This is a genomic window from Nocardia cyriacigeorgica (assembly GCF_010868145.1).
In the GTDB taxonomy this organism is placed as follows: Bacteria; Actinomycetota; Actinomycetes; order Mycobacteriales; family Mycobacteriaceae; genus Nocardia; species Nocardia cyriacigeorgica_D.
Genome location: NZ_JAAGUY010000008.1, coordinates 148,588 through 172,104 on the forward strand (window position 1 = coordinate 148,588; position 23,517 = coordinate 172,104).

Genomic DNA, 23,517 nt, shown 5'->3' on the forward strand with positions numbered 1-23,517 from the left:
AGCTAGTGGGCGGTATCACCCATTTGGCGCATCTGACGCCGAGAGACGTAGAACACGATTAGGCTAGCCTTCCCTGGGTCATTTCTCCAGTGGTTCCCGGGCCGGAATGCTCGGACGAAAGGCGGCGCAATGGGTTTGAACCGGCGACAGCTCCTGCGATCAGGGGTGGGCGTTGGCGCCGTGCTGCTGGCGGCGGCGTGTTCCGGCGGAACCGAATCGGCAGGCCCGCCACGCCCGGGCGGGACGTTGCGAGTCGGCGCGCTCGGCACAGCCGCGCGGATCGAGCGTGATCCGCACGGAAATCTGAGCAATGACAGCGACTTCCTGATCGCCTCACTTGTCTTCGATCCGCTCACCGTCCCGGCTGCGAGCCCGACGGTGGCGGCCCGGCTGGCCACCGCCTGGGAACCCGACGCCGACGGCAGGCGCTGGCGATTCACCCTTGCCGAGGGCGCCACTTTCCACGACGGCTCAGCGGTGACCTCCGAGGACGTGGTGTGGTCGCTGCGCAGGCTGCGCGAGAAAGCGGGCCCGTCGAAAATGCCTGCGGCCGTGCAGGACATCTCCGCCGACGGCCCCGGCCACATCGTGCTGGCGATGCCCGAGCCCAACTCGCAGATCCCATTGCTCGTCCGACTGATGAGCTTCACCGTCAAGAAGGACGCCACCGATTTCACCCGGCCGGTCGGCACCGGACCGTTCCGGCTCGAGTCCTTCGACGGCGGCACCGCACGATTGGTGCGCAACGACCGCTGGCACGGCACGCCGGCACTGTTGGACGCCATCGAGATCACCATGTTCGACAGCGTCGCCGCGCTGGGCAATGCCGTGCTCGGCAATCAGATCGATCTCGCGTCGAATGTGGGTGCCATCGCTGGGCGCAGCGCGGCCCGACGCGGTGATCTCCAGGTTGTGCGCCGTCCGAACGACACTCTCCTCGGGGTGGCCATGCGCACCGCCGACGGGCCGTTCGCCGATCCCCGGGTGCGCACCGCGGTGCGTCTAGGCGTCGACCGTGGCGCGCTGGTCGACCAGGTGCATTCCGGATACGGGGCCATCGCCAACGACATTCTCGGCACCGCGGACCCGTTGTACGACACGACGATCACCCAACGCGGCCGCGATATCGACCGCGCGCGGACGCTGCTGCGCGAGGCCGGGTTCGACACGGGCCGTAGCTATCCACTGGTCACCAAGGCCGAGGCGCCGGGCGAGGTGGAATCGGCGCAGGTGATCGCCACCCAGCTGTCCGATATCGGGCTGCGGGTCGAGGTGGTGACCCAGGAGCCGAACACCTTCTACGACCAGACCTGGTTGTCGGCGCCGTTCTACACGATCTCGTGGGGCACCAACGATTCCACGCTGTTCTTCGCCAACAACCTGATGTCCAGCGGCTCCAACCGTAACGAAACCGCGTTCCACGACACGGCATTCGATGCGGCAACGTCGAAAGCGCTCGCCGCGCATAACCCTGACGAGCAGGCAGCGGCTTCGCGGGAACTGCAACGCATCCAATACGAGCGTGGCGGCTACGTGGCGTGGGGTATGGCCGACGGTATCGATATCGCGACGGCAAGGGTGCACGATCTTCCCATGCTCGGCGGTTTCGCGCGGGTGCAACTGGAACGCGCCTGGCTGTCGTGATCCGGTTCGCACGGTTGCTGCTCCGGCGCGTCGCCCTGCTGGTCGTATTGCTGGCGGCGGTATTCGTCGCCGTCGATCTGCTGCCGGGCAGCACCGCACGCGCGGTGCTCGGCCGTGACGCCACCGAGGCGGCCGTCGCGGCGAAGGAACTCGAACTCGGGCTGGATCGCCCGCTGCCGGTGCGCTTCGGAGACTGGCTGACCAGTGTGCTGACCGGAGACTTCGGGCAGACCGCGCGCGGGCGGTCGGTGGGTGAACTTCTCGCCGGCGCCTTCCCACAGACGCTGCTGCTCGGCGGCATCGCGTTCACCCTGACGATCGTCGCGTCGCTGGCCCTCGGCGCCTGGTGGTCGGCGCGTCCGCGGGGAGTGCTCGGGCGGAGCTTGCAACCCAGCACAACCACCGCTGTCGCGGTACCCGAGTTCGTCGTGGCAACGCTGCTGATCCTGGTCTTCTCACTGGCCACCGGCTGGCTGCCTGCGGTGACGATCACCGGTCGCTCCGGTTTCCCGGTCTCGCCGGACATGCTGGTGCTTCCGGTGATCGCACTGGCGATCCCGCAGATCGGCTGGAATACCCGGGTTGTGCGGGCGGCGGTGTCGGATGCGGCGCGGCTGCCGCATGTGGAAACCGCGGTGCTGGACGGTCTTCCGGAGCGGACCGTCGTGACTCGGCACGTCTTGCCGTTCGCCCTGCCAACCATCGTCGCCAGCTTCGCCACCACCGTCGGGATGCTGCTCGGCGGGGCGCTGGTGGTGGAGACGATCTTCAACTATCCGGGACTCGGAGCGCTGCTCGCCGCCTCCGTCGCGGACCGGGATACCGCGTTGGTGGCGGCCGTCGTCGCGCTGACCGGAGTGGTGATCATGGTGATGCTTGCTGCCGCTGATGCGGTGCGGACATGGTCGTTGCGCGGGCGGATATGAGCGGCGCGTTCCATGTGGGGGCGCCCGGCCCGCGCGGCGCAGTCGCTGCGAGACACGTCGATGCTGTCCGGCGCGGAACGGGCGCACCGAGGGCCAGGAGATGCCACGGCATGGAGGGGTGGTCTCCGGTGCACGGGAGCATGCCGACGGTTGCGGTGATGGGGTCATGAACATGAGGCGGATCGCGGCACTGACGCCCGCGGTGCTGGTCGTCGCGCTCGCTGTACTCGGGCCGAGCCTGGCTTCGCGCGGTGCGGAGCAGCCGGTGGGAATCCCGTTCGCGGGACCAGGCGACGACGCGCTGCTCGGTACCGACCGCTTGGGTCGAGATGTGCTCAGCCGCATGTGTTACGGCGGCTGGGGGCTGCTGTTGACGGCCGCCGCGATCGCGGTGATCGTCACTGTGGTGGCGAGCGTGCTCGGGGCGGTTGCGGCCGTGCGGCCACGCGTGGGCGCGGTGATCGAGCTCGGGACGGATTTCGTCATCCTCTTGCCCGCGGTCCTCGGGATTCTGCTGGTGCTGACGTCTTGGCCGGATGCGGGTGTGGCCGGGTTGATCGTGCTCGCGTTGCTCTTCGGCGCGCCCTACTGTGCGCGTGTGTTCGCCGCCGCGGCCGCGGGCGTCGCGGCCAGTGGGTATGTGGAGGCGGCGCAGGCGAGTGGTGAAACCCTGCCCTACCTGGTGTTCCGGGAAGTGATGCCGAACCTGCGCGAGGTGTTCGCGGCCCAGCTCGGCCTGCGTTTCGTGGCGGGCGTGTACCTGGTCGCCACCGCTGCATTCCTGCAACTGCCCACCACGCTCGGCGCGACCAACTGGGCGGTCATGGTCCGCGACAACACATCCGGCCTGCTGCTGAACCCATGGGCGGTGCTCGCTCCCAGCTCGGCGATCGCGATCGTGGCGGTGAGCGTGAACCTCGCGGTGTCGGAGTTCGGCCGGGCAGATGCGGCGAATGCGGCCACGACGATCGGCAGTGCCGCGCGCAGAGCCGGCTCACCGCACGACAACCCGGCATCGGGCGGTTCGGCGGCAGACGATGCGCTGCGAACGCGTGATGCGGCGAAAACGGTGGTGGTGAACTCGGTCGTCGTGGTCGGGCCGAACGGGCAGAAAATGCTGGGGCCGATCTCATTTCGGGCCGGTCCGGGTGACATCACGGCACTGGCCGGGCCGTCGGGATGTGGAAAGACGACATTGCTGCGGTTGCTACTCGGGCAATTGCCGGACTCGAATGCGCGCGTCGAGGGCACAGTGATGGTGGCGGGTCGGGATGTGCTGGAGCTGGGAGGGGCGCGGCTGCGGACGTTTCGACGTGATTGCGTCGCCTACGTCGGACAAGATCCAGGGTCCGCGCTCAATCCGCTGATGCGAGTGCGGACGTTGCTGGCCGAGGTCGCCCGCGATACCTCTGACGCCGAGCTGACCGAAACTCTGGAACTGGTCGGCCTGTCCGCCGAACATCTGAGCCGCCGTCCCGGCGAGCTGTCGGGCGGCCAGCTTCGCCGGGTGGCGTTGGCTCGCGCCCTGGTCCGCCGCACCGGAATCCTCGTGCTGGATGAACCCTTCGCGGGCTTGCACGCCGCACTCCGCGCCGAGATCGCGCAGGTGATCGCGGATATCGCCGCGACAGGGGCGGTCACGGTGCTGCTCACCGGGCACGACACCGGCACCGTGCAGACGGTCGCCGGGCAGGTGGTGGAACTGGGCAGCGTCGACGACCGCGAGATCCGCTCGGCTGCCGACAGCAGCGGTGAGCACATCGTGCTGCGCGCGAAGGGGATCGAGGCTTGCCTCGGCGGCACGACCGTGCTGTCCGATATCGGCTTCGAACTCGCCGAAGGCTCCGTCTTGGCTGTTGTCGGCGCCTCGGGTGCGGGCAAGACGACGCTGGCGCGCGTGCTGGCCGGGCTGCATCGCGATGCCATCGGAACGGTCGAACTGCACGGCGCGCCGCAATCGATCGGAAGGAACCGCCGGGCCCGCTATGCGGGCAACGGCATCCAACTGGTCACCCAGAACCCGAAATCCGCGCTCAACCCGCGCCGCACCGTTGCCCAGACTCTCGCCCGGCCGCTGCGTCGCATCGGGAAGGTGCCCAAAGCCGAACTACGTAGTCGAATTACCGAGCTACTCGAATCGGTCGACTTGGACCCCGCCTACGCCGCGCGCCACCCCCATGAGCTGTCCGGCGGCCAACGCCAACGTGTCGCGCTGGCCCGTGCCCTCGCCGCTGACCCCGCGGTCCTGCTGTGTGACGAGATCACCGCCGCCCTCGATCACACCACCGCCGACGCGATCATGGCCCTGCTCGAACGGACCCGCGCCGAACGCGGCACCGCCCTGATGCTGATCACCCACGACATGGCCGTGGTCGCCGCCCACTGCCCCCACATTCTCGTGCTCGATCACGGCCGCGCGGTCGAATCCGGACCCACAGCAGGCATCCTCGCCGACCCGGACCACAGCGCGACTCGCGAACTCCTGCACTGATCCACATCGGCGAGCCGGTCGCAGTCCGCCGACTACAACCGCATAGGGCGATCGGCCGCAGCCACCCTGAGTACCTCGTAGCCGGAGAACTCAGTTCGCGCCGACGGACCTGGCCGAGATGGCGATATAGAACATCGTCAGCGTGAACAGGAACCAGCCCGCACCCTGCCAGATCACCCAGTTGCGTCCTTGTCGCCATTGACGCAACGTCTGCACGAACGCGCCGATCCCGCCGAACAGCGCCACCACCGTCGGTCCGATCAGCACCGCCGACTGCGCGGGCACATCGCACAGCAGCGGCTCATGCTCGCCGCAGTGCGCGCTCGCCCAGAACGCGGTGATGCCGAATACGACCGCGGCCAGCGCGATGACGCTCAGCACATACAACGTGGCGCGGCGGTAGGTCCCCTCGTCGGTCCAGCGTTTCTCCACATCATCGGTCATATCCGTGCACCTTGGCTGCTACGGCCATCCTGTCGGTCGGATTGCCGGAACCGCGGACGGCAAACGTGCCCGGTCCCTGCCAACGATCACCTGCCGGCCGCGCCGCCGGGCCGCGAACCCGGCGATCCAGGCGTGGGATTCACCACGTGTCGCGGCCCGCTGACGTCGCCCATCTGGATGATGGAATGGTGCTCTTGAAAAAGACCGGCGCGATCGCCGTGACTCTCGCCGCGCTGGTGCTCGCCGGTTGCGGGATCGACCGTGAGCTGGTGCCGATCCCGGAGGGGCTGCCACCGGGAGCCGGTGCGCCGCTGCCACTGATCAATATCGATCTACCCGGCCGTACCGCCGCCCAGTTGAACGGCTGGGCCGCCGAACACGCCGACACGTTGCGGATCCCGGTACCCGCGCTGGAGGCGTACGGGTACGCCGCCGCGGTGATGGTGCGGGCCAGGCCCGACTGCGGTATCGCCTGGACCACGCTGGCCGGCATCGGCAGCGTGGAGAGCAAGCACGGCACCTACCGTGGGTCCGAGGTGAGCGAGGCCGGCCGCGTCGACCCACCGATCGTCGGCATCGCACTGGACGGCTCGCCCGGCGTCGCGCGCATCGCCGACACCGACAACGGCGCCCTCGACGGCGATCCGGTGCACGATCGCGCCGTCGGCCCGCTGCAGTTCATCCCCGAGACCTGGCAGCGCTGGGGCGTGGACGCCAACGGTGACGGCGTGATCGACCCGCACAGCATCGACGACGCCGCTCTCACCGCCGCGCGCTACCTGTGCGACAGCGGTGGCGTGCTCACCTCGCCCGAAGGCTGGTCCAAGGCGCTGTTCACCTACAACCGTTCCGAGAGCTACATGATGGACGTCCGCGATCGCGCCGCCGCCTACAGCGTGGGCAGGCGGGCGTGACCATGCCGACGACGTGCCCGACAGCCGCGCAGTCGGAGTGCCGGTTACTCACTGAGCCCGGTGGGCGTTAGGCTCGCAGCGCACGGCTTATCTCGTCATGACCACCGTGCCAGCAGCCGAAGGAGTGTCGTTTTCGTGGCCATCATCGAACAGGTCGGAGCTCGCGAGATCCTGGATTCGCGCGGCAACCCCACTGTCGAGGTCGAGATCGCCCTCGACGACGGCACGTTGACCAGGGCGGCCGTACCGTCCGGCGCGTCCACCGGTGAGCACGAGGCGGTGGAACTGCGCGACGGTGGCGACCGCTACCTGGGCAAGGGCGTGCAGAAGGCCGTCGAAGGTGTGCTCGACGAGATCGCCCCGGCCGTCATCGGTCTGGACGCCGTCGAACAGCGCACCGTCGACCAGGTCCTGCTCGACCTGGACGGCACCCCGGACAAGTCGCGTCTCGGCGCCAACGCCCTGCTCGGTGTCTCGCTGTCGGTGGCCCGCGCCGCTGCCGAGTCCTCGGGTCTGGAGCTGTTCCGCTACCTCGGCGGCCCGAACGCCCATGTGCTTCCGGTGCCGATGATGAACATCCTCAACGGTGGCGCGCATGCCGACACCGGTGTCGACGTCCAGGAGTTCATGGTCGCCCCGATCGGCGCGCCCACCTTCAAGGAGTCGCTGCGCTGGGGCGCGGAGGTCTACCACGCGCTCAAGTCGGTGCTGAAGTCCAAGGGTCTGGCCACCGGCCTCGGTGACGAGGGTGGTTTCGCCCCCGACGTCGCAGGCACCCGTGAGGCGCTGGATCTGATCAGCACCGCGATCGCCAAGACCGGCCTGAAGCTGGGCAGCGATGTGGCATTGGCGCTCGACGTGGCCGCCACCGAGTTCTACTCCACCGCGGGCTACAAGTTCGAGGGCAGCGTGCGCACCGCCGCCGAGATGGCCCAGTTCTACGCCGACCTGCTCACCGCCTACCCGCTGGTCTCCATCGAGGACCCGCTGTCGGAGGACGACTGGGACGGCTGGGTCGCGCTCACCGATCAGATCGGCGACAAGATCCAGCTGGTCGGCGACGACCTGTTCGTCACCAACCCGGAGCGCCTGGAAGAGGGCATCACGAAGGGCGCCGCGAACGCGCTGCTGGTGAAGGTCAACCAGATCGGCACCCTCACCGAGACCCTCGACGCCGTCGAGCTCGCCCACCGCAACGGCTACAAGACCATGATGAGCCACCGTTCCGGTGAGACCGAGGACACCACCATCGCCGATCTGGCGGTGGCGGTCGGCAGCGGTCAGATCAAGACCGGCGCGCCCGCCCGCAGTGAGCGCGTGGCCAAGTACAACCAGCTGCTGCGCATCGAGGACGCCCTCGGTGATTCGGCGCGCTACGCGGGCGACGTCGCGTTCCCGCGCTTCGCGTTCGAGGACTGACAGCAGCGGAACATGGGGCAGTAGGGATATGACGGAGCGACGTGCGCGTGGTACCAGTCCAGCTGGACGAGGCGACCGCCGCACGTCGCGTACCGCTCGCTCCCGCCCCGCCGCCGATCAACACGGCAGGGCTGCCGCGCCGAGCCGCACCACTCGGCGCCGCCCCGACGACAAGGCCGAGCCCCGCAAGATAGGTGCCCGCAAGAGCGCAAGGGGCAAGGATTCGCCCGAACGCACCATCCTCGGGCTGTCCACCGGTAAAGCGGTCATCCTGGCGATGGTGGTGTGCGCGCTGGCACTCACTCTGGCGGTGCCGATGCGCACCTATTTCAGTCAGCGGGCCGAGGCCGCGCAGCTGGCGCAGGAACGCAGGCAGCTGGAGGCCGATCTGGCGCGCTTGCGTGATCGCCGCGCCCAACAGCAGGATCCGGCCTACATCCGGTCCGAGGCCAAGGATCGGCTGCGGCTGGTGATGCCCGGTGAAACGCCCTATATCGTGCAGGTTCCCGGGATCGAGGCGCCCGCGCGTCCCGGCCCGACGACACCGTCGCGCGAACCCGACCCCTGGTATACCGGTCTGTGGCGCAGCGTGTCCGAACCACAGCCGAACCCCGAACCCGCGCCCGTGACCACGACGCCGCCGCCTCCGGCAGCGCCCGCGCCGAACCCGGAAGGACCCAGGTGACCGAACCCGACGACCGGGATCTGCGGATCATCGCCGAACAGCTGGGCCGCACCCCGCGTGGGGTGCTCGCCATCGCCTACCGCACCCCCGACGGTCTGCCCGCGGTGGTGAAGACGGCGCCCCGGCTGCCCGACGGCACCCCGTTCCCGACCCTGTACTACCTGACCGACCCGCGGCTGACCGCGGAGGCCAGCAGACAGGAATCGGCGGGCGTGATGCGCGAGATGACCGAACGCCTCGGCACCGACCAGGAGTTGGCGGCCGCCTACCGCGCCGCGCACGAGAGCTATCTCGCCGAACGTGACGCCATCGAATCGCTCGGCACCGATTTCACCGGCGGCGGCATGCCCGAGCGGGTCAAATGCCTGCACGTGCTGATCGCGCATTCGCTGGCCAAGGGGCCTGGTGTCAACCCGCTCGGCGACGAGGCGGTGGCGCTGGCGGCCGAACACGGACTGCGCGGCACCGCGGTACCGGCCGATTGGCCGCGGTTCGAACGTGAGGAGACGGGTGATGAGTGACAGGGTCGCCGCCGTCGATTGCGGCACCAATTCGATCCGTCTGCTGATCGCCGATGTCGGGCCGGACGGCAAGCTCACCGACGTGCATCGTGAGATGCGGATCGTGCGCCTCGGCCAGGGTGTCGACGCCACCGGCAGGCTCGCACCGGAAGCCATCGAACGCACCCGCGTCGCTCTCGCCGACTATGTGTCGCTCATGCGGGAACACCAGGTCGCCCGGGTACGTATGGTCGCCACATCGGCCACCCGTGACGCCGCCAATCGCGAGGATTTCTTCGCCATGACCCGCGCCGAACTCGGCGTCGTGGTCGCGGGCGCCGAGGCCGAGGTCATCACCGGTGATGAGGAGGCGCGGCTGTCGTTCTCCGGCGCCGTCGGCGAATTGTCCGGTGACAGGGGCCCGTTCGTCGTCGTTGATCTGGGCGGCGGCTCCACCGAACTGGTGGTCGGCGACAGCGACGGCGTGCATGCCGCCTATTCCGCCGACATCGGCTGCGTCCGGATCACCGAACGCTGCCTGCCCGGAAATCCGCCCGACGCCGAACAGGTCACCGCCGCACGCGCTTTCGCTGCCGAACGACTCGGCGACGCCTTCACCCATGTGCCCGTCGACTCGGCGCACACGTGGGTCGGCGTTGCGGGCACCATGACCACGATCGCCGCCGTGGCCCTCGACCTACCCGAATACGATTCGGAGCGAGTGCATCTCACCCGGTTGACGCTCGATGAGCTGCATACGGTCTGCGACCGGCTCGTCGGGATGAACCACGATCAGCGTGCCGCGCTCGGCCCCATGCACCCCGGGCGGGTGGATGTCATCGGTGGTGGCGCCGTCATCACCGAGGTGCTGTCGGAGGAATTGTCGCGCCGCGCGGGGATCACCGAACTGGTGGTCAGCGAGCACGACATCCTCGACGGCATCGCGATGTCGATCGTGTGAATCAGGGTGTCGCGGTGTCCTGCAACATCCGCTGGTAGTCGGTCTGCCCGGGCGTATGCCACCAGATCGGATGTGCGCCGGGACCACAGTCCTGGCTGAAGGTTCCGGTCGAGTTGCCTGCGAGCCGGAAGTGAGCCTCGTACAGGACGCGCAGGTTGGAGCACAGGCCGATGAGCGTTCCGGTGCCCGCGCCGACGTCGGTGTTGGTGCAGGTGACATCCAATCGTGAACCGACCGGCGTCGCGCCGCAGGTCACGTAGCCCGGTGGGGCTGCCTGTGCCGCAGGGGCCGCGAATGTCATGGCCAGTGTGGCGATTCCCGCCACACCCGCGCTGATCGATGCTGTTGCGAAACGCATGCGAAATCCCTCCCGTAAACGAACAGAGTTCAGGGGAGAGGTTACCCAGAACCGTTGCCCCGGCGGAAGATACGAATCCAGGCCTGGTTCGGATCGCGTTCACTTCTCGTCATCGGACCGCCCGATGATCAGGTGGGCGAGCCGGTCAAGTGACTCCTGATTGCGTGGGGTGAAGACGAGGTCTTGTGCGAAGCCGGGCACGAAGGCTCCCGGTCCGCGCGCCGCCCGTTCGAACATCCGGATCCGGGTCACCCGCGGCTGGGGCTCGTCGAGCTCGAACCGGATCCACGCGGCACCGATCAGCCACAGCCTGGCGTCGAGTTCCAGCATATGCGGCGGGTCGACGGCGCTGACCTTGGTGACGTCCTGCATGGTCAGCGGCCACAGGCCGACGCTGTGATGGATGCGGGTGCCGACGGCGGGCCAGTTGCGGTCGACCACCCGGATATGCGAGGCACCGACCACCCAGCTCGCGTACAACCAGCCGTCGGCCAGGGCCGCGAAGGCATGCTCGATCGGCACCGGCACCGTCACTTCGACTTCCGTCATCAGCACACCGCCTCCGTCGTCCCGCCTGCCCGACCGCCCGCACCGGGCACCTGTGGTGTTCGGGGTCGAGCCTAATCAACGTGGGCGCACGCAGCTCGGCGTCGATCGGCTCGTGACGGAAGAGGGCACCTACGGAAATCATGCGAAGACGTCGCGGTTCGATGGAAATTCGGTGTGGATGCCTGTGAACGACGGCCGAACGTGGGATTGTCTGACCATGTCCGATGCCGTAACGACCGAGCGATCGCCCGCCGAACGGACGTTGTTCGGCCACCCGATCGGGTTGACGAACCTGTTCGGTGTCGAGATGTGGGAGCGGTTCTCGTTCTACGGCATGCTCACCATCCTCGGGTACTACCTGTACTACTCGGTGTCCGATGGCGGCCTCGGGATGGAGCAGAGCACCGCGGTCGGCATCGTCGGCGCGTACGGCGGCCTGGTGTATCTGTCCACCGTGCTCGGAGGTTGGGTCGCCGACCGGCTGCTCGGAATGGAACGGACGGTCTTCTACGGCGGTGTCGTGGTGATGGCCGGCCATATCGCGCTGGCCATCCTGCCCGGGCTCGCGGGTGTCGGTGTCGGACTCGTGCTCGTCGCGCTCGGCAGCGGTGCGCTCAAGGCGAACGCGTCATCGTTGCTCGGCACCCTGTATCCGCACGGCGACCCGCGCACCGACGGCGGCTTCACGCTGTTCTACCTCGGCATCAACCTCGGCGCGTTCGTCGGCCCGCTGCTGACCGGTCTGCTGCAACGGGAATGGGGCTTCCACGCGGGCTTCGGCGCGGCGGCCATCGGCATGGCGCTCGGACTCACCCAGTACGTGGTGTTCCGGCGCAATCTCGGCACCGCGGGCAAGCAGGTGCCCGACCCGCTGCCGCGCAGCTCGGTCGGCAAGGTGGTCGGGCTGGTCGCCGCGGCGGCGGTGGTCATCACGCTGGCAGTGATCGCCGGACTGGTGACGCTGGACAACCTCGCCGACGTCACCACAGGCGTCATCGCGGTGGCCTCGATCGCCTACTTCGTGGTCATGCTGACCGACACCAAAGTGAGCGCGGTCGAACGCAGCCGGGTCCGCGCATTCATTCCGCTGTTCATCGCCAACGCCGTGTTCTGGTCGCTGTTCCAGCAGATCTTCACCGTGCTCGCGGTCTACTCAGACGAGCGCATGGACTGGAACATCTTCGGCTGGACCGCACCGTCGAGCTGGATCGGTTCGGTCGAGCCGGTGTGGATCATCGTGCTGTCGCCGTTGTTCGCGCTCATGTGGACCAAGCTGGGATCACGCGCGCCGAGCACTCCCCGCAAGTTCGCCCTCGGTGTGATCGGCATGGGCTTGGCGTTCTGGCTGTTCACGCCGATGTCGCAGACCACCGGCCGCGCCGTGCCCGCGCTGGCGGTGCTGTTCATCATGGGCGTGTTCGCGGTGTCGGAGTTGCTGATCTCGCCGATCGGACTCGCGGTTACCACTCAGCTCGCGCCCGAAGTGTTCCGCGCGCAGATGATGGCGCTGTACTTCTTCTCAGTGGGGCTGGGCACCTCGATGTCGGGAACCCTCGCTCGGTACTACGATCCGGCACACGAGTTCGCTTACTTCGGCATCATCGGCGCGGTCGCGATCCTCGCCGGTCTGGTTGTCGCCGGCCTCTCGCCCTGGGTGAGCAGGCATATGCAAGGCGTCCACTGACCATCCACCTGGAGACCTCGACACGAAGGAGATCGCCGTGGCGACACCGACCAGCCGCCGGCAACTGTTCCGCACCAAAAGCGTGGAACAGTCGATCCGCGACACCGACGAACCGGATTCGAAACTCCGCAAGGAGCTCACCGCCTGGGACCTGACGATCTTCGGTGTCGCCGTCGTCGTCGGCGCGGGCATCTTCACCCTCACCGCGCGCACCGCGGGCAATGTCGCGGGACCGTCGGTATCGCTGGCTTTCGTCTTCGCCGCCATCGCCTGTGCGCTGACCGCCCTGTGTTACGCCGAGTTCGCCTCGACCGTCCCGGTGGCCGGTAGCGCCTACACCTTCTCCTACGCGACCTTCGGTGAGCTGGCCGCCTGGATCATCGGCTGGGACCTCATCCTGGAGTTCGCGCTGGCCGCGGCAGTGGTGTCCAAGGGGTGGTCGCAGTATCTGGGTGAGTTGATGGGTTCGCGCTCACCGATCCTGCATATCGGTTCGATCGATTTCGACTGGGGTGCGGTACTGCTCATCGCGCTGCTCACCATATTGATCGCGATCGGCACGAAACTGTCGTCGCGGGTGTCGGCGGTGGCCGTTGCCATCAAGCTCGGCGTCATCGCACTGGTCCTGGTGATCGGCGTGACCTACTTCGATGCCGACAACCTGACGCCCTACGTCCCGGAATCCAAGCCGGGTGAAGGTGGCGAAGGCATTCACCAGACTCTGTTCTCCTACCTCACCGGTGCGGGCAACAGCACCTTCGGCTGGTACGGCCTGCTCGCCGCGGCGAGCCTGGTGTTCTTCGCGTTCATCGGCTTCGACGTCGTCGCCACGGCCGCGGAGGAGACCAAGAACCCGCAGCGTGATATGCCGCGCGGCATCCTCGGCTCGCTGATGATCGTGACGGTGCTCTACGTCGCGGTGTCGCTGGTCCTCACCGGGATGGTGCCCTACACCGATCTGGCCGGAGACGACGCGACGCTGGCGACCGCCTTCGCCATCCACGGCGACACCTGGGTGAAGAACATCATCTCCGTCGGCGCCCTTGCCGGTCTGACCACCGTGGTCATGGTGATGCTGCTCGGCCAGACCCGCGTGCTGTTCGCCATGTCAAGGGACGGGCTGATGCCGCGCAAACTCGCGCATACCGGTAACCGCGGTACGCCGGTGCGGATCACCGTCATCGTCGGCGTGGTGTGCGCGGTGCTCGCCGGATTCGTCGAGTTCGGCACGCTGGAGGAAATGGTCAATATCGGCACGCTGTTCGCGTTCGTGCTGGTCTCGATCGGTGTGCTGGTGCTGCGGCGTACCCGCCCGGATCTGCCGCGTGGATTCAGGGTGCCGTTCGTGCCGCTGCTGCCGATTCTGGCGGTGCTGTCCTGCTTGTGGCTGATGCTGAATCTGTCCGTGGAAACCTGGCTGCGTTTCATTGTCTGGATGGCGCTCGGTTTGGTGGTGTACTTCGCATACAGCAAGCGGCATTCGGTGCTCGGGAAGTCTGTCTCAGAAGAGGGGTGACACGATGCGCAATCCGTGGCGACGCAGGCGCCGGGCGGAACCTCCCGCCCGCGCCGTCGACCATTCCGGCACCGACCTGGTCATCCGCTGGATCGACGCGGTGACCACCGGGCTGGCCGATGCGCCGCCCGGCCCGCCGGAGGCGGCGCCCGCCCGGGTCTGCGATGGCATGTTCACCGCGGCGACCATCGCCGCGGTCCTCATCGAGCGGGTGTCCGATCGCACCGAATACCGCGTCGCCAACAACCGCTGCCTTGCGGCGTCGGTGGAGTTCATGAAGGTCCTCGGCGAGGACACCCTGCGCAGCTACCGCATCCAGGCCGACGCTCAGCCCGTCGGTCTGGATGAGGTGAACTCCGATGCCGACGAACTCGCCATCGCCCGCCACCTCGCCCTGCTCGGCGAAGCCCTCCAGATCGCCCTCTGCGCCGTCACCACCGATCCTGCGCTCTCGGCCGAAATCCGTGAAACGGCCAACGATTCCGGCCTCCTGGCCGCCGACGTCCTGGTCGAAACCTGCCAAACCATCCAATCCGACCCCACCACCTGACCCACCCGCACCGCCACTGGGGATTCCGGTACACCCGTACGAGTCGGTAGGGTGGGCCGACGCCCCTATAGCCCAATTGGCAGAGGCAGCGGACTTAAAATCCGCCAAGTGTGGGTTCGAGTCCCACTGGGGGCACCAGTGTCGGTGCAGGTAGATCGATATCTCGGCGTGTGCTGTGCGCCCGATCGGCTGTCTGGTCCGCAGCGAGTCCGCAGCGGTTCCGTCGCGGTTCATCGCCTCGGCCGCCGAGCCGATATCTCGCCCCGCTATACCGCCGGCTCCGCGCCCCAGCGCCAGACCCTGGACATCCCGACGCCCTCGAGAGCCGCCGCGACCTGTGCGTCGGGCGCCGGGCACTCGGGCTACGACGATCAGGTCGAGCGGCGGTCGTCACCACCACGCGGATGTCCGACTTCGCTCGACCACGCTCAGTGCCCGATCAGCAAGGCGACGCAACCGATCAGCGGCGGAACCAACTGGATCAGCGCGGGGCGCGCCTTGTCCGGCGAAGAGACCAGCAGGACCACCCCGGCCCCCACCATCGACCCCGCTCCCGCCAGTACCAGAGCGAGCCCGATGTCGGCGCTGCCGACGATCGTGAACGCCATGCCGACTGCGGCAACGATCGCCAGGAACAAGTTGTAGAAACCCTGGTTGAAGGCCATCTCCCGGGTGTCTTCGGCCTGTTGTGCGCTGGTCCCGAATGTCGCTCTGGTGCGCGGCTGGGTCCACCGTAGCGACTCCATGACGAAGATGTAGCAGTGCAGCAGCACGGCGATCCCGATGAAGATCAACGCAACGGCAGTCATGGCGCACCCTCTCGTTCGGGCCGGTCGGCCGTCGGGTCGAGTATCGCCGATGCGATGTCGATTCGGCTGGGCCGACGCGGCGTGTCAGACCTGGGCCGGGTGCAGCAGTCGGTGCAAGCACATGCGGCACCGCCAGGCAGTGCGCGTAATCCACTGGCGCGGACCGCCTGGCGGGTGGTCAGGAAGCGTTCCAGTCGGCATCGAAGTCCCGGATCACCAGTTCCATATCGAGTGCAGCGACCCGGTCTGCGCCCCGTTCTCCCGCGGCGTTGACGGCACTGGTGATCCCAGTGAGGCCATTCGTCGACCCGCCGCACCGGAACCGCGGTGCCGGCGGTGCTGTCCGCTCGATCGGCCGGGTCGGGTCCGCTGTGGCCGCCCTCTACGAGGGGCGACCGATTGGTTCACAATCCGCCGTCGAAGACGGCAGGTAGCACAGAGAGATCGAAGGTGGCGGCGATGGCGCGGTGGCCGGCATCGTTGAGATGCATTCCGTCACTGTCGAATGCGGGGCGAATGAAGTTCGGCCGGGTCGGATCCTCTACGACCGCGGCCACATCGAAGACCGCATCGAAGACGTCGGTGCCGCGCAGCCACTCGTTCAGCTCCCGGCGCACCGGAATCCCCTCGGCGATATTGAGCCCCGGGTAGATCGCGCCGCCGAAGGGGCCGATGGTGTTGATGTAGATGGGCAGCCCGGCCTCGTGCGCCAGCCTGGCCAGCTCGGTGTACCCGGCGATCATGTCCGTGGCGGTCGCCGTGCGCTCGTCCAGGATCAGGTCGTTGATGCCGAAGTTGGTCCACACCGCCGCGGCTCCTGGCACCGTCAGGACATCGCGGGCGAACCGGGATAGGCCGTGTTCGCCGATCTGATCGGTGAGCAGGCGATTGCCGCCGATGCCCTGGTTCACCGCCCAGCCGGTGCGCAGCCGCTCGTTGAGCCGATCCACCGAGCGCCGGTTCTCGCCATGCGAGGAGCCGACACCCTCGAACCAGGAGTCCCCGAAGGCGACCAGGACTGGGGCCGCGCCATCGGAGAGCACATCCACGCCGGTGAGGAAGAACCGTGAGGTGCTCTGCTCGGCCTCGGGCAGTGCCGGTGCGGCGACTTGATCACCCGGCACGATCCAGGCGGTGTCCACCGGCATATGGGCGAAGGCCGCGGGCCCGGTGGGCTCGGGCAGGTACAGGCTCAGTGCCACCTGCGTCCCGGCCGCCACAGGCAGGTCGATCGGATCGCTGACCACATCGCCGAAGGCGGGCACCCGCACCTGTTCGGAGCCGGAGAACCGGATCCCGGCAGCGGTCTCGGCGATGATCTCGTTGCCGGCCTTGCGCTCCGCCATGGCCGCCGCGCCGATAACCAGTTCCCGGTCCGAGTAGCGATTGGTCAGCCGCACCCGCAGCTGTCGCCCGCCGCCGGCCAGGCGCACCACCTGCCGCAGGGTCTGCCCGGCGAATCCCCGCGGCTCCGCCAGCCGGATGTGCTCGGCCGGATTCACCAGCGGCGCACGGAAACCTGCCACCCAGTGCTGCGTAGACATCGGAACCTCCATTTAGTTGCTGTGAGGAATATTGCGTAAGCAAAAATGTACACCAAGTGTTCCGCATGTCAACTATCCGCATTGGGAATGTCGGGTCTAGGCTGCTCATGTGGACACCAAGAAGCTGTTCGACGATCCGCGGTTGACAGCCGTCGGCCTGCTCTACGAGGCGCACGACGGGTTACTCGCACGCCTCGAGGCCACCTGGAAGAGCAGTGGACTCTCCGGCCTCGACCTCAACGCCCTCATGCGCCTGAGTCGCTCACCCGGCAGCAAGCTGCGCATGACCGATCTGGCCACCCAGACCAGCCTGTCGACCAGTGGCGTCACCCGGCTCGTGGACCGCCTGGAGCGCAATGGATTCGTCCGCCGCGAGGCCGACCCGCACGACCGCCGCAGCTCCTACGCCGTCCTCACCGCCGCCGGCGCCGCCCGTGTGGCCCAGGTGTTGCCCGCCTACCTCGACGGTGTGGATCGCTGGTTTACCAACTTGCTCACCCCGCAGCAGCTCGAGGACCTCACCGCGGGCCTGCGCATCATCCGCGATGCCACCGTGCCGGGCGCGGCCCAGGTCTCGGAATAGCCGAACCTGTCCTCGGCGGACGCACCGACCCGGTGACATCGCCTGCCCCGCAGACTTCCGGACCGCCATATAGAGACAGCAAAGCGCTGAGCTTTTCGAGCTCCGGTCCGTGACCTTGGGGACTAGGCTGTCGGCTCCGCACCCCAGCGCCCATCTCTGGTCGACCCGACTGCCAGCAAAGCCGCCGCGACTCGTGCATAGGGCGTCACGTACTCCGGCTCGAAGCGCACGTGGACATACAGATCCCCGGCGCCGACCGGCACCGCGGCGGCGAAATCGGCCGGTACCAGATCCGGGTGCTCCCAGAACCAGCTCTCCCCCCAACTCTCGCGGGCCGCATCGAGGCTTTCCAGAATGCGGTCCGGGCCCCAGGCGTAGAGCGCATCGCAGATGCTGCCCTCGCCGTAGGTCGCCATGAACTCGGCATACCCGGGCGGCATCGTGGTGCCGAGACGTCGCTCTAGCGCGGTCACAGCCGAGAGGTCGACTGTTGCACGATGTTTCGAGACAACGATCAGATCGAGCGACACACCCCACCATAGAGCGCCTCGGACTCCGAACCGCGTGTGATGTCCTCCTGGCAGTTGACCGGCGGATCGCACGCTGTTCGCGGTGGCCGGTGAGTGATGCGGGGAAGTGCGCCTTTCAGCGCAATGTCCGGCCTCAGCGCCGACCGTGCTGCCGGCCGGGATGCGCGCACCGCGAGCGCACCGGCAGTTGATCGTTGCGCAGGCAGGAACGCTATCCGCGTGAATATCACCGGCTTCCCGTCTCTGTAGTGGCACTATGTGATGAGGCAAACGGCCGCGGTGACGTGGACGTGCGGATTCTTCGACAGCTCGAGCGCAGCGAAGGGATCGTCATGCAGTCGCTGGTGGCCATGATCGTCCGGATCGGTTGTGCGATGGCCACGATTCTGGCCGCGGTGGGTTTTGTTGCCCCGGCTACGGCCGGCCCGCCGGACTCGCCGTTGTGCGCGTGGCGGTTCATGTCCAACAACACGGTGCTGAACGTGGCATTCCCCGACGCGAACTCGACGTACTGGCTGATGCCCTACGCGCTGGGGCCGGGTGACTCGATCGAATTGTCCGGTTCCTATCCGGCCGCCCGGTACTTCTCGCTGAACACCTACGGGACCGACCTCGACACTGTGGACACACTGCGCGACAACCAGATCGTCGCCGATCCGGGCAGCGCCAACCCGTTCGTCGATGCCTCCGCCGCGTCGCTGCCCGCCACGCAGAAGCGTTGGCACGCCCGGTTGGTCAACGGTCCGGTCGACCACAGCCGGAACGAGTTGCAGGCGGTCGCGAGCGGGCAGAGCACTCCGATCGGGTTCGTCATCGTCCGTGTCTATGTTCCGGACGACCCGGCCTCGCTCAGCGGCGGCGTTGCGCTTCCGGACGTGAAGCTCTCGCTCGCGGGCACCGAGGTTGCTGCCCAGCCGTGCGCGCAGCCCTTCGACCCGGCCACGTACACCGGCCCGGTCGCCGACGCCGCCAAGGCCGCCTTCGACCGCGGGATCGCTGCGGCGGCCTCGGGCGCGTTCCCCGGCAACACACCGGAGGCGATCTTCCGCAACCCGGCGAGCACCTCCGGGCTCTTCCCGAACGGTGACAACAAGTACGTCGGGACGCGCATCAGCTATCAGCCGGGACGTCTGCTGGTGGTGCGCGGCAAGGCACCGACCTTCCCGGACACCAGGGCGGGGCAATCGCCGACCGATCCGCGCCAGGTGCGGTACTGGTCGATGTGCCAGAACGACCTGCTCTCGCCCTACCCCGTCGTTGCCTGCGCGGCCGATTTCCAGACCGCGGTCGACGGCTCCGGCTACTACACCTATGTGGTCGCCGCGCCCACTGACCTGCCGGCGAACCTCGTGCCGGACGTGACGGTGATTCCGTGGGGCAGCACCGATGTCGACAAGGTGCTGTTCCTGCGAAACATGACCCCGAGCGCGGCGTTCTATCCGAATTCGATCCAGGCGTCCCAGGACTCCGGCGCCGATCCGGCCACCACGATGGGCCCGTATTACCCGCGGGCCGCTTATTGCAGCACCGAGGCGTTCGCGGCGGGTGGCGCGGACGCCTGCCTCGGCGCCTGAGTACGGCTACGGGCAGTCCGGGGCAGGGGCGTCAACGAACAGCGGTTCGCCCGCGCGGTTGAGGTAGGCCACGTACAGTTCGGCAGGCTCGCTGCCGAGGTTGCGGCCGACGTGTACATGGTCGGGTCCGACGGTCTCGGACAGCCCCTGACCCGCGGAGTACGTGATCGGCACACAGTCCGTCTCGGATCGCGTCACCTCGCCAGCTGTCACGACCGCGAGGACGTTGCCATCGTGGTAGTGCCACCCGAGGGTCCCACCTGGCGCGATCGTGATGCGTCGGAAGGTGTATACGCTCGGCAACCCGGCGAATGGGCTGAACCCGCTCACATCGACCTGCCCCAGTTGTTCGACGGTCACACCCGAGGGCGGCGTGGCCGACGTCGAGGGCGCGAGGGCGACGATCGCGGCGGCGACCACGACGGCGCCGGCGAGGGCATTCCGGTGGATTCGCATCTTCGAATTGTACGAGCCGACTACCTGCGCGAACGGCTGTATTGCTCGGCGCTACCGAGAGGTGTTCGGCGGCGATCTCGAGGTGGCGACGGTCGCGGACTTCGGCTCACCGGACTCGGCCAATGGCGACAAACGGCCCGGCGCGCATCCTGTCGGCCGATTGGCCGACAGGATGTGTCGCAGCGAGCCGGGGCGTTGTGCTATGGCTTCTGGCTGCCGTGCGTGGCGCTGCCGTCGCCGGGGCCTGATCCCGAGAAGCCGTTGCTACCAGGTTGATTGGAGCCGGCGTTCGGCTTGGTTCCCGTGTCTGCGCCGGGGGCTGTGCCAGGTCCGAAGCCGTGGGTGGTGCCGCCGCCGAGACCGGGGACATTCCCACCGGGAACCGTCGGGTTACCGAATTGCGGATAGTTCGGTGCACCGTCGCCTTGGCCTTGGCCTCGGCCGACTCCCGGTACGGATCCGAGGCCCGGGGTTTCCGCCCGACCGGGGCTCCCGGCATCCGGGACGTAGCCGTCAGTGGTGCCGCCGCCGAGATCGGGGAGGTTCACGTCGGGAATCCATGGGTTGCCGGGTTGCGAGTTGGTCGGTGCGCTGTCGCTCTGGCTCTGGCCCTGGCCACCGCCCTGGCCGTAGTCGACAGGCCCAGGAGCCGGTGCGGTGCCGGGGTCTTCCGCAGGACCGGAACCGGGAGCGGGAGCTGGGCCGGGATTCGCCGCGTCGGCCGCGGGGCCGGAGTCCTCAGCGGGCGTTGAGTCCGGGGGTGCCGGATCCGCCGCGGAGCCGGAACCAACAGCGGGCGCGGGCACCGGGGCGGGGTTGTCTGCCTGGCCCGAGTCGGCGCCTGCGTCGGAACCGGCGGGTTGTGATGACCGGTCGGGTTCGGCCACGGGCGGCGCTTTCTGATCGGCGGGAGCCGAAGGCATATTCTCGACCTTGGCCGGCTTCGGAGGTGCGGGGTCGTCCTTGGTGACGGTGTATCCCGCTGCGATCAGCAGAAGAATCGCGCCGAGAATGGCGAGTGTCGCGAGTAATCGCTTCCACCAGCGGGCCCAGATCCGCTGGATGCTTCGCATCAGACTGTCGAGCGTCTTGCGTTCTTCCACCTTCTTGCGTAGTTCCCGCACCTTTTTCTCGGCCTCTTCGAGTTCGCGCTCGGCGTCACGGAGGTTCTCGTCGATCCACTCGGAATGTTCCCCTCGAAGGTATTCCAGGTTTCGCTGAAGTAGATCGTGCTCCTCCTTCCAATCCGCATAGTGTTCGTCGGTGTACAGCCATGCGATTTGGTGAGATTCGTCTTGATAGAAGCCGGGGTACTCGCCGTCTCTGTTGAAGTAATGTGTTTCGTGGTGTCGAATCTGCTCCTCGAGTCTCGCGATTCCTTCATCGTTCTCTCGTTTGATCTCGAGAGCTTTTTCATACTCCTTCCTGGCCTCTTCAGCAGCCCGCTCGGCATCTTCGAGCTGCTCAAAGATATCCTTTTCCGGATTCTCGTCTTCGATCAAGCAGACATTGGCTACAACGGCGACATCGTCACTCATCGGAATCACTTTCCCTGATTTACCGAAGACGCTGAACGAGGCTCCGGATGCTAGTTACACGGAAAGAGCAGGCGCTCGTTTCCATTTGCCTCCTCAGGCTATGGTTGTACCGGCGAGCGCCGCTTCCGTGTCAACGCGGAACGGATTACGTGCTAGCACGCCCATGCCGTCCTCAGGGCAGGACGGTTGGGATCAATTCCGTGGTCCCGAAAAGCAGAACTCTCCGGGACCCGTGGCCGGTCCCGGAGAGTTCTGGGTAGGAGATGGCGCGGGGACTACCCGCCGACCAACCCCTTGGCGATGTGGGTGACCTGGATTTCGTTGCTGCCCGCGTAGATCATCAGCGACTTGGCGTCGCGAGCGAGTTGTTCGACCTTGTACTCGGCCATGTAGCCGTTGCCGCCGAAGAGCTGGACGGCTTCCATGGCGACCTCGGTGGCGGCGCGGGAGGAGTACAGCTTCATCGCCGAAGCCTCTGCCAGGGAGACCTTTTCGCCTGCGGCGGTGCGTTCGATGGCATTGAACACCATGTTCTGCACGTTGATCCGGGCGATTTCCATTTCGGCGAGTTTGAGCTGGATGAGCTGGAACTGGGCGATCTCCTTGCCCCACAGCTTGCGCGACTTCGCGTAATCGACGCAGAGCCGGTGGCATTCGTTGATGATGCCGAGGGCCAGCGAGGCGATGCCGATGCGTTCGGCGGCGAAGGATTCCTTGGCGCTGTCCTTGCCGTCGCCCTTGGCCGGGTTCTCGGTTTCGCCGAGCAGACGGTCGGGGGTGATGCGGACGTTGTCGAAGAACAGCTCGCCGGTGGGGGAGGAGTTCATGCCCATCTTCTTGAACGGTGGGCTCTGCGTGAAGCCGGGCATGCCCTTGTCGAGCACGAAGGTCAGGACCTTACGGTCGCGCCGATCGGTGCCGTCCTGCTCGTCCAACTTCGCATAGACGACGGTCACGTCGGCGTACGGGCCGTTGGTGATGAAGGTCTTCTGACCGTTGAGAATGTAGTCCTCGCCGTCGCGGCGGACGTAGGATTTCATGCCGCCGAAGGCGTCCGAACCCGAGTCCGGTTCGGTGATGGCCCAGGCGCCGACCTTCTCCATGGTGACGAGTTCGGGCAGCCAGCGCTTCTTCTGTGCGAGCGTGCCGCGGCTGCGAATGGTGCCGACGGTGAGTCCGAGGCTCACGCCCATCGAGGCCACCATGCCGAGGCTGACCCCGGCGAGCTCGCTGTTGAGGATGACGCCCATGCTGCCCGCGCCGCTGAACCCGCCACCCGCTGTGCCCGTGGTGCCGGCTTCCTCCCTTGCCAGTGATTTCTCGAGCCCTTCCCGGGCCATCTCGTCCAGGCCGAAGGTCGCATACAGCTTGCGGATGATGTCGAATGGCGGCAGCGCGCCGCTTTCCAGCTGGTCGACGTGCGGTTTGAGCTCTTTGTCGATGAAGCCGCGCACTGCGTCGCGGAACATCAGGTCTTCGTCGGACCACTGGTACATCGCGTGAACTCCCGAGGGATCGCCGGAACAGTCCACCTAAATATAGAACACGTTCTAATTTGCCTCGGCGGGTGTGCCGTTTACCACCAACGGGTGTAGCCGAGTGGACCAACGTTGGACAATGGTGTGTATGGCACCGGTAACTCGCATCGGCATCGTGCTGTCGGTCCTCGCGCTTGGGATCCTGGCGGCATCGATCCTCTTGCAGATCATCAACGACCGGCCCGCCATGCTGGTGGCTGTTACCACGGCGGTGTGGGTTGCCCTTGCCGCGTCGACGTCGGTCGGCGCGCGGCGCGCGTGGGTGCATCCGCGGCACTGAACTCGGCGACCGTGATCGGTGCCC

Annotated in this window: 23 protein-coding genes and 1 tRNA gene; 15 read left to right on the top strand and 9 right to left on the bottom strand. The window is 67.2% G+C overall.

Annotated elements, in window-relative coordinates; all coding sequences use genetic code 11:
• The first annotated feature begins 129 nt into the window (after positions 1–129).
• The 3 genes from GV792_RS12710 (at position 130) to GV792_RS29260 (ending at position 5,061) form a co-directional block, all read left to right on the top strand.
• Positions 130–1,644: an ABC transporter substrate-binding protein gene (locus GV792_RS12710; protein WP_163824291.1), complete on the top strand. Its 1,515-nt coding sequence runs from the start codon at positions 130–132 to the stop codon at positions 1,642–1,644.
• A complete protein-coding gene (locus GV792_RS12715; RefSeq protein WP_163824292.1) occupies positions 1,641–2,570 on the top strand; it encodes an ABC transporter permease in 930 nt (309 codons plus the stop codon). Before GV792_RS12710 ends, GV792_RS12715 begins: the two co-directional genes overlap by 4 nt.
• A 166-nt stretch (positions 2,571–2,736) precedes the next feature.
• A complete protein-coding gene (locus GV792_RS29260; RefSeq protein ID WP_256670545.1) occupies positions 2,737–5,061 on the top strand; it encodes an ABC transporter ATP-binding protein/permease in 2,325 nt (774 codons plus the stop codon).
• 90 nt (positions 5,062–5,151) lie between these two features.
• Here GV792_RS29260 and GV792_RS12725 read toward each other — a convergent pair whose 3' ends face one another.
• Positions 5,152–5,505: a hypothetical protein gene (locus tag GV792_RS12725; RefSeq protein WP_163824293.1), complete on the bottom strand. Its 354-nt coding sequence runs from the start codon at positions 5,503–5,505 to the stop codon at positions 5,152–5,154.
• Positions 5,506–5,690: 185 nt separating this feature from the next.
• On the opposite strand from GV792_RS12725, the gene GV792_RS12730 reads away from it, so the two are divergent.
• The 5 genes from GV792_RS12730 (at position 5,691) to GV792_RS12750 (ending at position 9,984) form a co-directional block, all read left to right on the top strand.
• Positions 5,691–6,419 carry a lytic transglycosylase domain-containing protein gene (locus GV792_RS12730; protein ID WP_175584312.1) on the top strand — a complete coding sequence of 243 codons (729 nt, stop codon included), beginning with the start codon at positions 5,691–5,693 and terminating at the stop codon, positions 6,417–6,419.
• 135 nt (positions 6,420–6,554) lie between these two features.
• Positions 6,555–7,838, top strand: coding sequence for a phosphopyruvate hydratase (gene eno, locus GV792_RS12735; protein WP_163824294.1), 1,284 nt, complete (start codon positions 6,555–6,557; stop codon positions 7,836–7,838).
• Positions 7,839–7,866: 28 nt separating this feature from the next.
• Positions 7,867–8,523, top strand: coding sequence for an FtsB family cell division protein (locus GV792_RS12740; protein ID WP_163824295.1), 657 nt, complete (start codon positions 7,867–7,869; stop codon positions 8,521–8,523).
• A complete protein-coding gene (locus tag GV792_RS12745) occupies positions 8,520–9,044 on the top strand; it encodes a DUF501 domain-containing protein (RefSeq protein WP_163824296.1) in 525 nt (174 codons plus the stop codon). Before GV792_RS12740 ends, GV792_RS12745 begins: the two co-directional genes overlap by 4 nt.
• Positions 9,037–9,984 (top strand): Ppx/GppA phosphatase family protein, encoded by a 948-nt coding sequence (locus tag GV792_RS12750; protein ID WP_163824297.1) that lies wholly within the window; start codon positions 9,037–9,039, stop codon positions 9,982–9,984. The genes GV792_RS12745 and GV792_RS12750 overlap by 8 nt, the downstream gene beginning before the upstream one ends.
• Before the next feature lies 1 nt (position 9,985).
• Here the strand turns inward: GV792_RS12750 and GV792_RS12755 are convergent, their stop codons facing one another.
• Together GV792_RS12755 and GV792_RS12760 are read right to left on the bottom strand one after the other, a co-directional pair.
• Positions 9,986–10,342: a hypothetical protein gene (locus GV792_RS12755; protein WP_163824298.1), complete on the bottom strand. Its 357-nt coding sequence runs from the start codon at positions 10,340–10,342 to the stop codon at positions 9,986–9,988.
• Positions 10,343–10,441: 99 nt separating this feature from the next.
• Entirely contained in the window at positions 10,442–10,891 is a 450-nt protein-coding gene (locus tag GV792_RS12760) for an SRPBCC family protein (RefSeq protein ID WP_163824299.1), read from the bottom strand.
• Between the two features lie 217 nt (positions 10,892–11,108).
• Between GV792_RS12760 and GV792_RS12765 the strand changes: the two genes are divergently transcribed.
• The 4 genes from GV792_RS12765 to GV792_RS12780 all read left to right on the top strand — a co-directional run bounded on the left by GV792_RS12765 (position 11,109) and on the right by GV792_RS12780 (position 14,779).
• Positions 11,109–12,575 carry a peptide MFS transporter gene (locus GV792_RS12765; protein ID WP_163824300.1) on the top strand — a complete coding sequence of 489 codons (1,467 nt, stop codon included), beginning with the start codon at positions 11,109–11,111 and terminating at the stop codon, positions 12,573–12,575.
• 37 nt (positions 12,576–12,612) lie between these two features.
• Positions 12,613–14,091, top strand: coding sequence for an amino acid permease (locus tag GV792_RS12770; RefSeq protein ID WP_163824301.1), 1,479 nt, complete (start codon positions 12,613–12,615; stop codon positions 14,089–14,091).
• A gap of 4 nt (positions 14,092–14,095) precedes the next feature.
• A complete protein-coding gene (locus GV792_RS12775) occupies positions 14,096–14,641 on the top strand; it encodes a hypothetical protein (RefSeq protein WP_163824302.1) in 546 nt (181 codons plus the stop codon).
• Positions 14,642–14,702: 61 nt separating this feature from the next.
• Positions 14,703–14,779: transfer RNA gene (locus GV792_RS12780), tRNA-Leu, on the top strand.
• Between the two features lie 290 nt (positions 14,780–15,069).
• On the opposite strand, the gene GV792_RS12785 is transcribed toward GV792_RS12780, so the two are convergent.
• Both GV792_RS12785 and GV792_RS12790 read right to left on the bottom strand, forming a co-directional pair.
• On the bottom strand, positions 15,070–15,450 hold the full coding sequence (locus tag GV792_RS12785; RefSeq protein ID WP_163824303.1) for a DUF1304 domain-containing protein: 381 nt from the start codon (positions 15,448–15,450) through the stop codon (positions 15,070–15,072).
• 404 nt (positions 15,451–15,854) lie between these two features.
• Positions 15,855–16,994 (bottom strand): GDSL-type esterase/lipase family protein, encoded by a 1,140-nt coding sequence (locus GV792_RS12790; RefSeq protein WP_256668289.1) that lies wholly within the window; start codon positions 16,992–16,994, stop codon positions 15,855–15,857.
• A 109-nt stretch (positions 16,995–17,103) separates the two neighbouring features.
• On the opposite strand from GV792_RS12790, the gene GV792_RS12795 reads away from it, so the two are divergent.
• A complete protein-coding gene (locus tag GV792_RS12795; protein ID WP_163824305.1) occupies positions 17,104–17,577 on the top strand; it encodes a MarR family winged helix-turn-helix transcriptional regulator in 474 nt (157 codons plus the stop codon).
• A gap of 122 nt (positions 17,578–17,699) precedes the next feature.
• Here GV792_RS12795 and GV792_RS12800 read toward each other — a convergent pair whose 3' ends face one another.
• The gene (locus GV792_RS12800; RefSeq protein WP_163824306.1) at positions 17,700–18,050 is read right to left on the bottom strand and encodes a hypothetical protein; all 351 of its coding nucleotides are present in this window, start codon (positions 18,048–18,050) and stop codon (positions 17,700–17,702) included.
• A gap of 407 nt (positions 18,051–18,457) precedes the next feature.
• On the opposite strand from GV792_RS12800, the gene GV792_RS12805 reads away from it, so the two are divergent.
• A complete protein-coding gene (locus tag GV792_RS12805; RefSeq protein ID WP_163824358.1) occupies positions 18,458–19,681 on the top strand; it encodes a hypothetical protein in 1,224 nt (407 codons plus the stop codon).
• A 6-nt stretch (positions 19,682–19,687) separates the two neighbouring features.
• On the opposite strand, the gene GV792_RS12810 is transcribed toward GV792_RS12805, so the two are convergent.
• The 3 genes from GV792_RS12810 to GV792_RS12820 all read right to left on the bottom strand — a co-directional run bounded on the left by GV792_RS12810 (position 19,688) and on the right by GV792_RS12820 (position 23,171).
• The gene (locus GV792_RS12810) at positions 19,688–20,137 is read right to left on the bottom strand and encodes a cupin domain-containing protein (protein ID WP_163824307.1); all 450 of its coding nucleotides are present in this window, start codon (positions 20,135–20,137) and stop codon (positions 19,688–19,690) included.
• Positions 20,138–20,337: 200 nt separating this feature from the next.
• Positions 20,338–21,675, bottom strand: coding sequence for a hypothetical protein (locus tag GV792_RS12815; RefSeq protein WP_163824308.1), 1,338 nt, complete (start codon positions 21,673–21,675; stop codon positions 20,338–20,340).
• Positions 21,676–21,950: 275 nt separating this feature from the next.
• Positions 21,951–23,171: an acyl-CoA dehydrogenase family protein gene (locus GV792_RS12820; protein ID WP_163824309.1), complete on the bottom strand. Its 1,221-nt coding sequence runs from the start codon at positions 23,169–23,171 to the stop codon at positions 21,951–21,953.
• Between the two features lie 130 nt (positions 23,172–23,301).
• Here GV792_RS12820 and GV792_RS12825 point away from each other — a divergent pair, with 130 nt between their 5' ends.
• Positions 23,302–23,493 carry a hypothetical protein gene (locus GV792_RS12825; protein WP_163824310.1) on the top strand — a complete coding sequence of 64 codons (192 nt, stop codon included), beginning with the start codon at positions 23,302–23,304 and terminating at the stop codon, positions 23,491–23,493.
• Positions 23,494–23,517 lie beyond the last annotated feature (24 nt).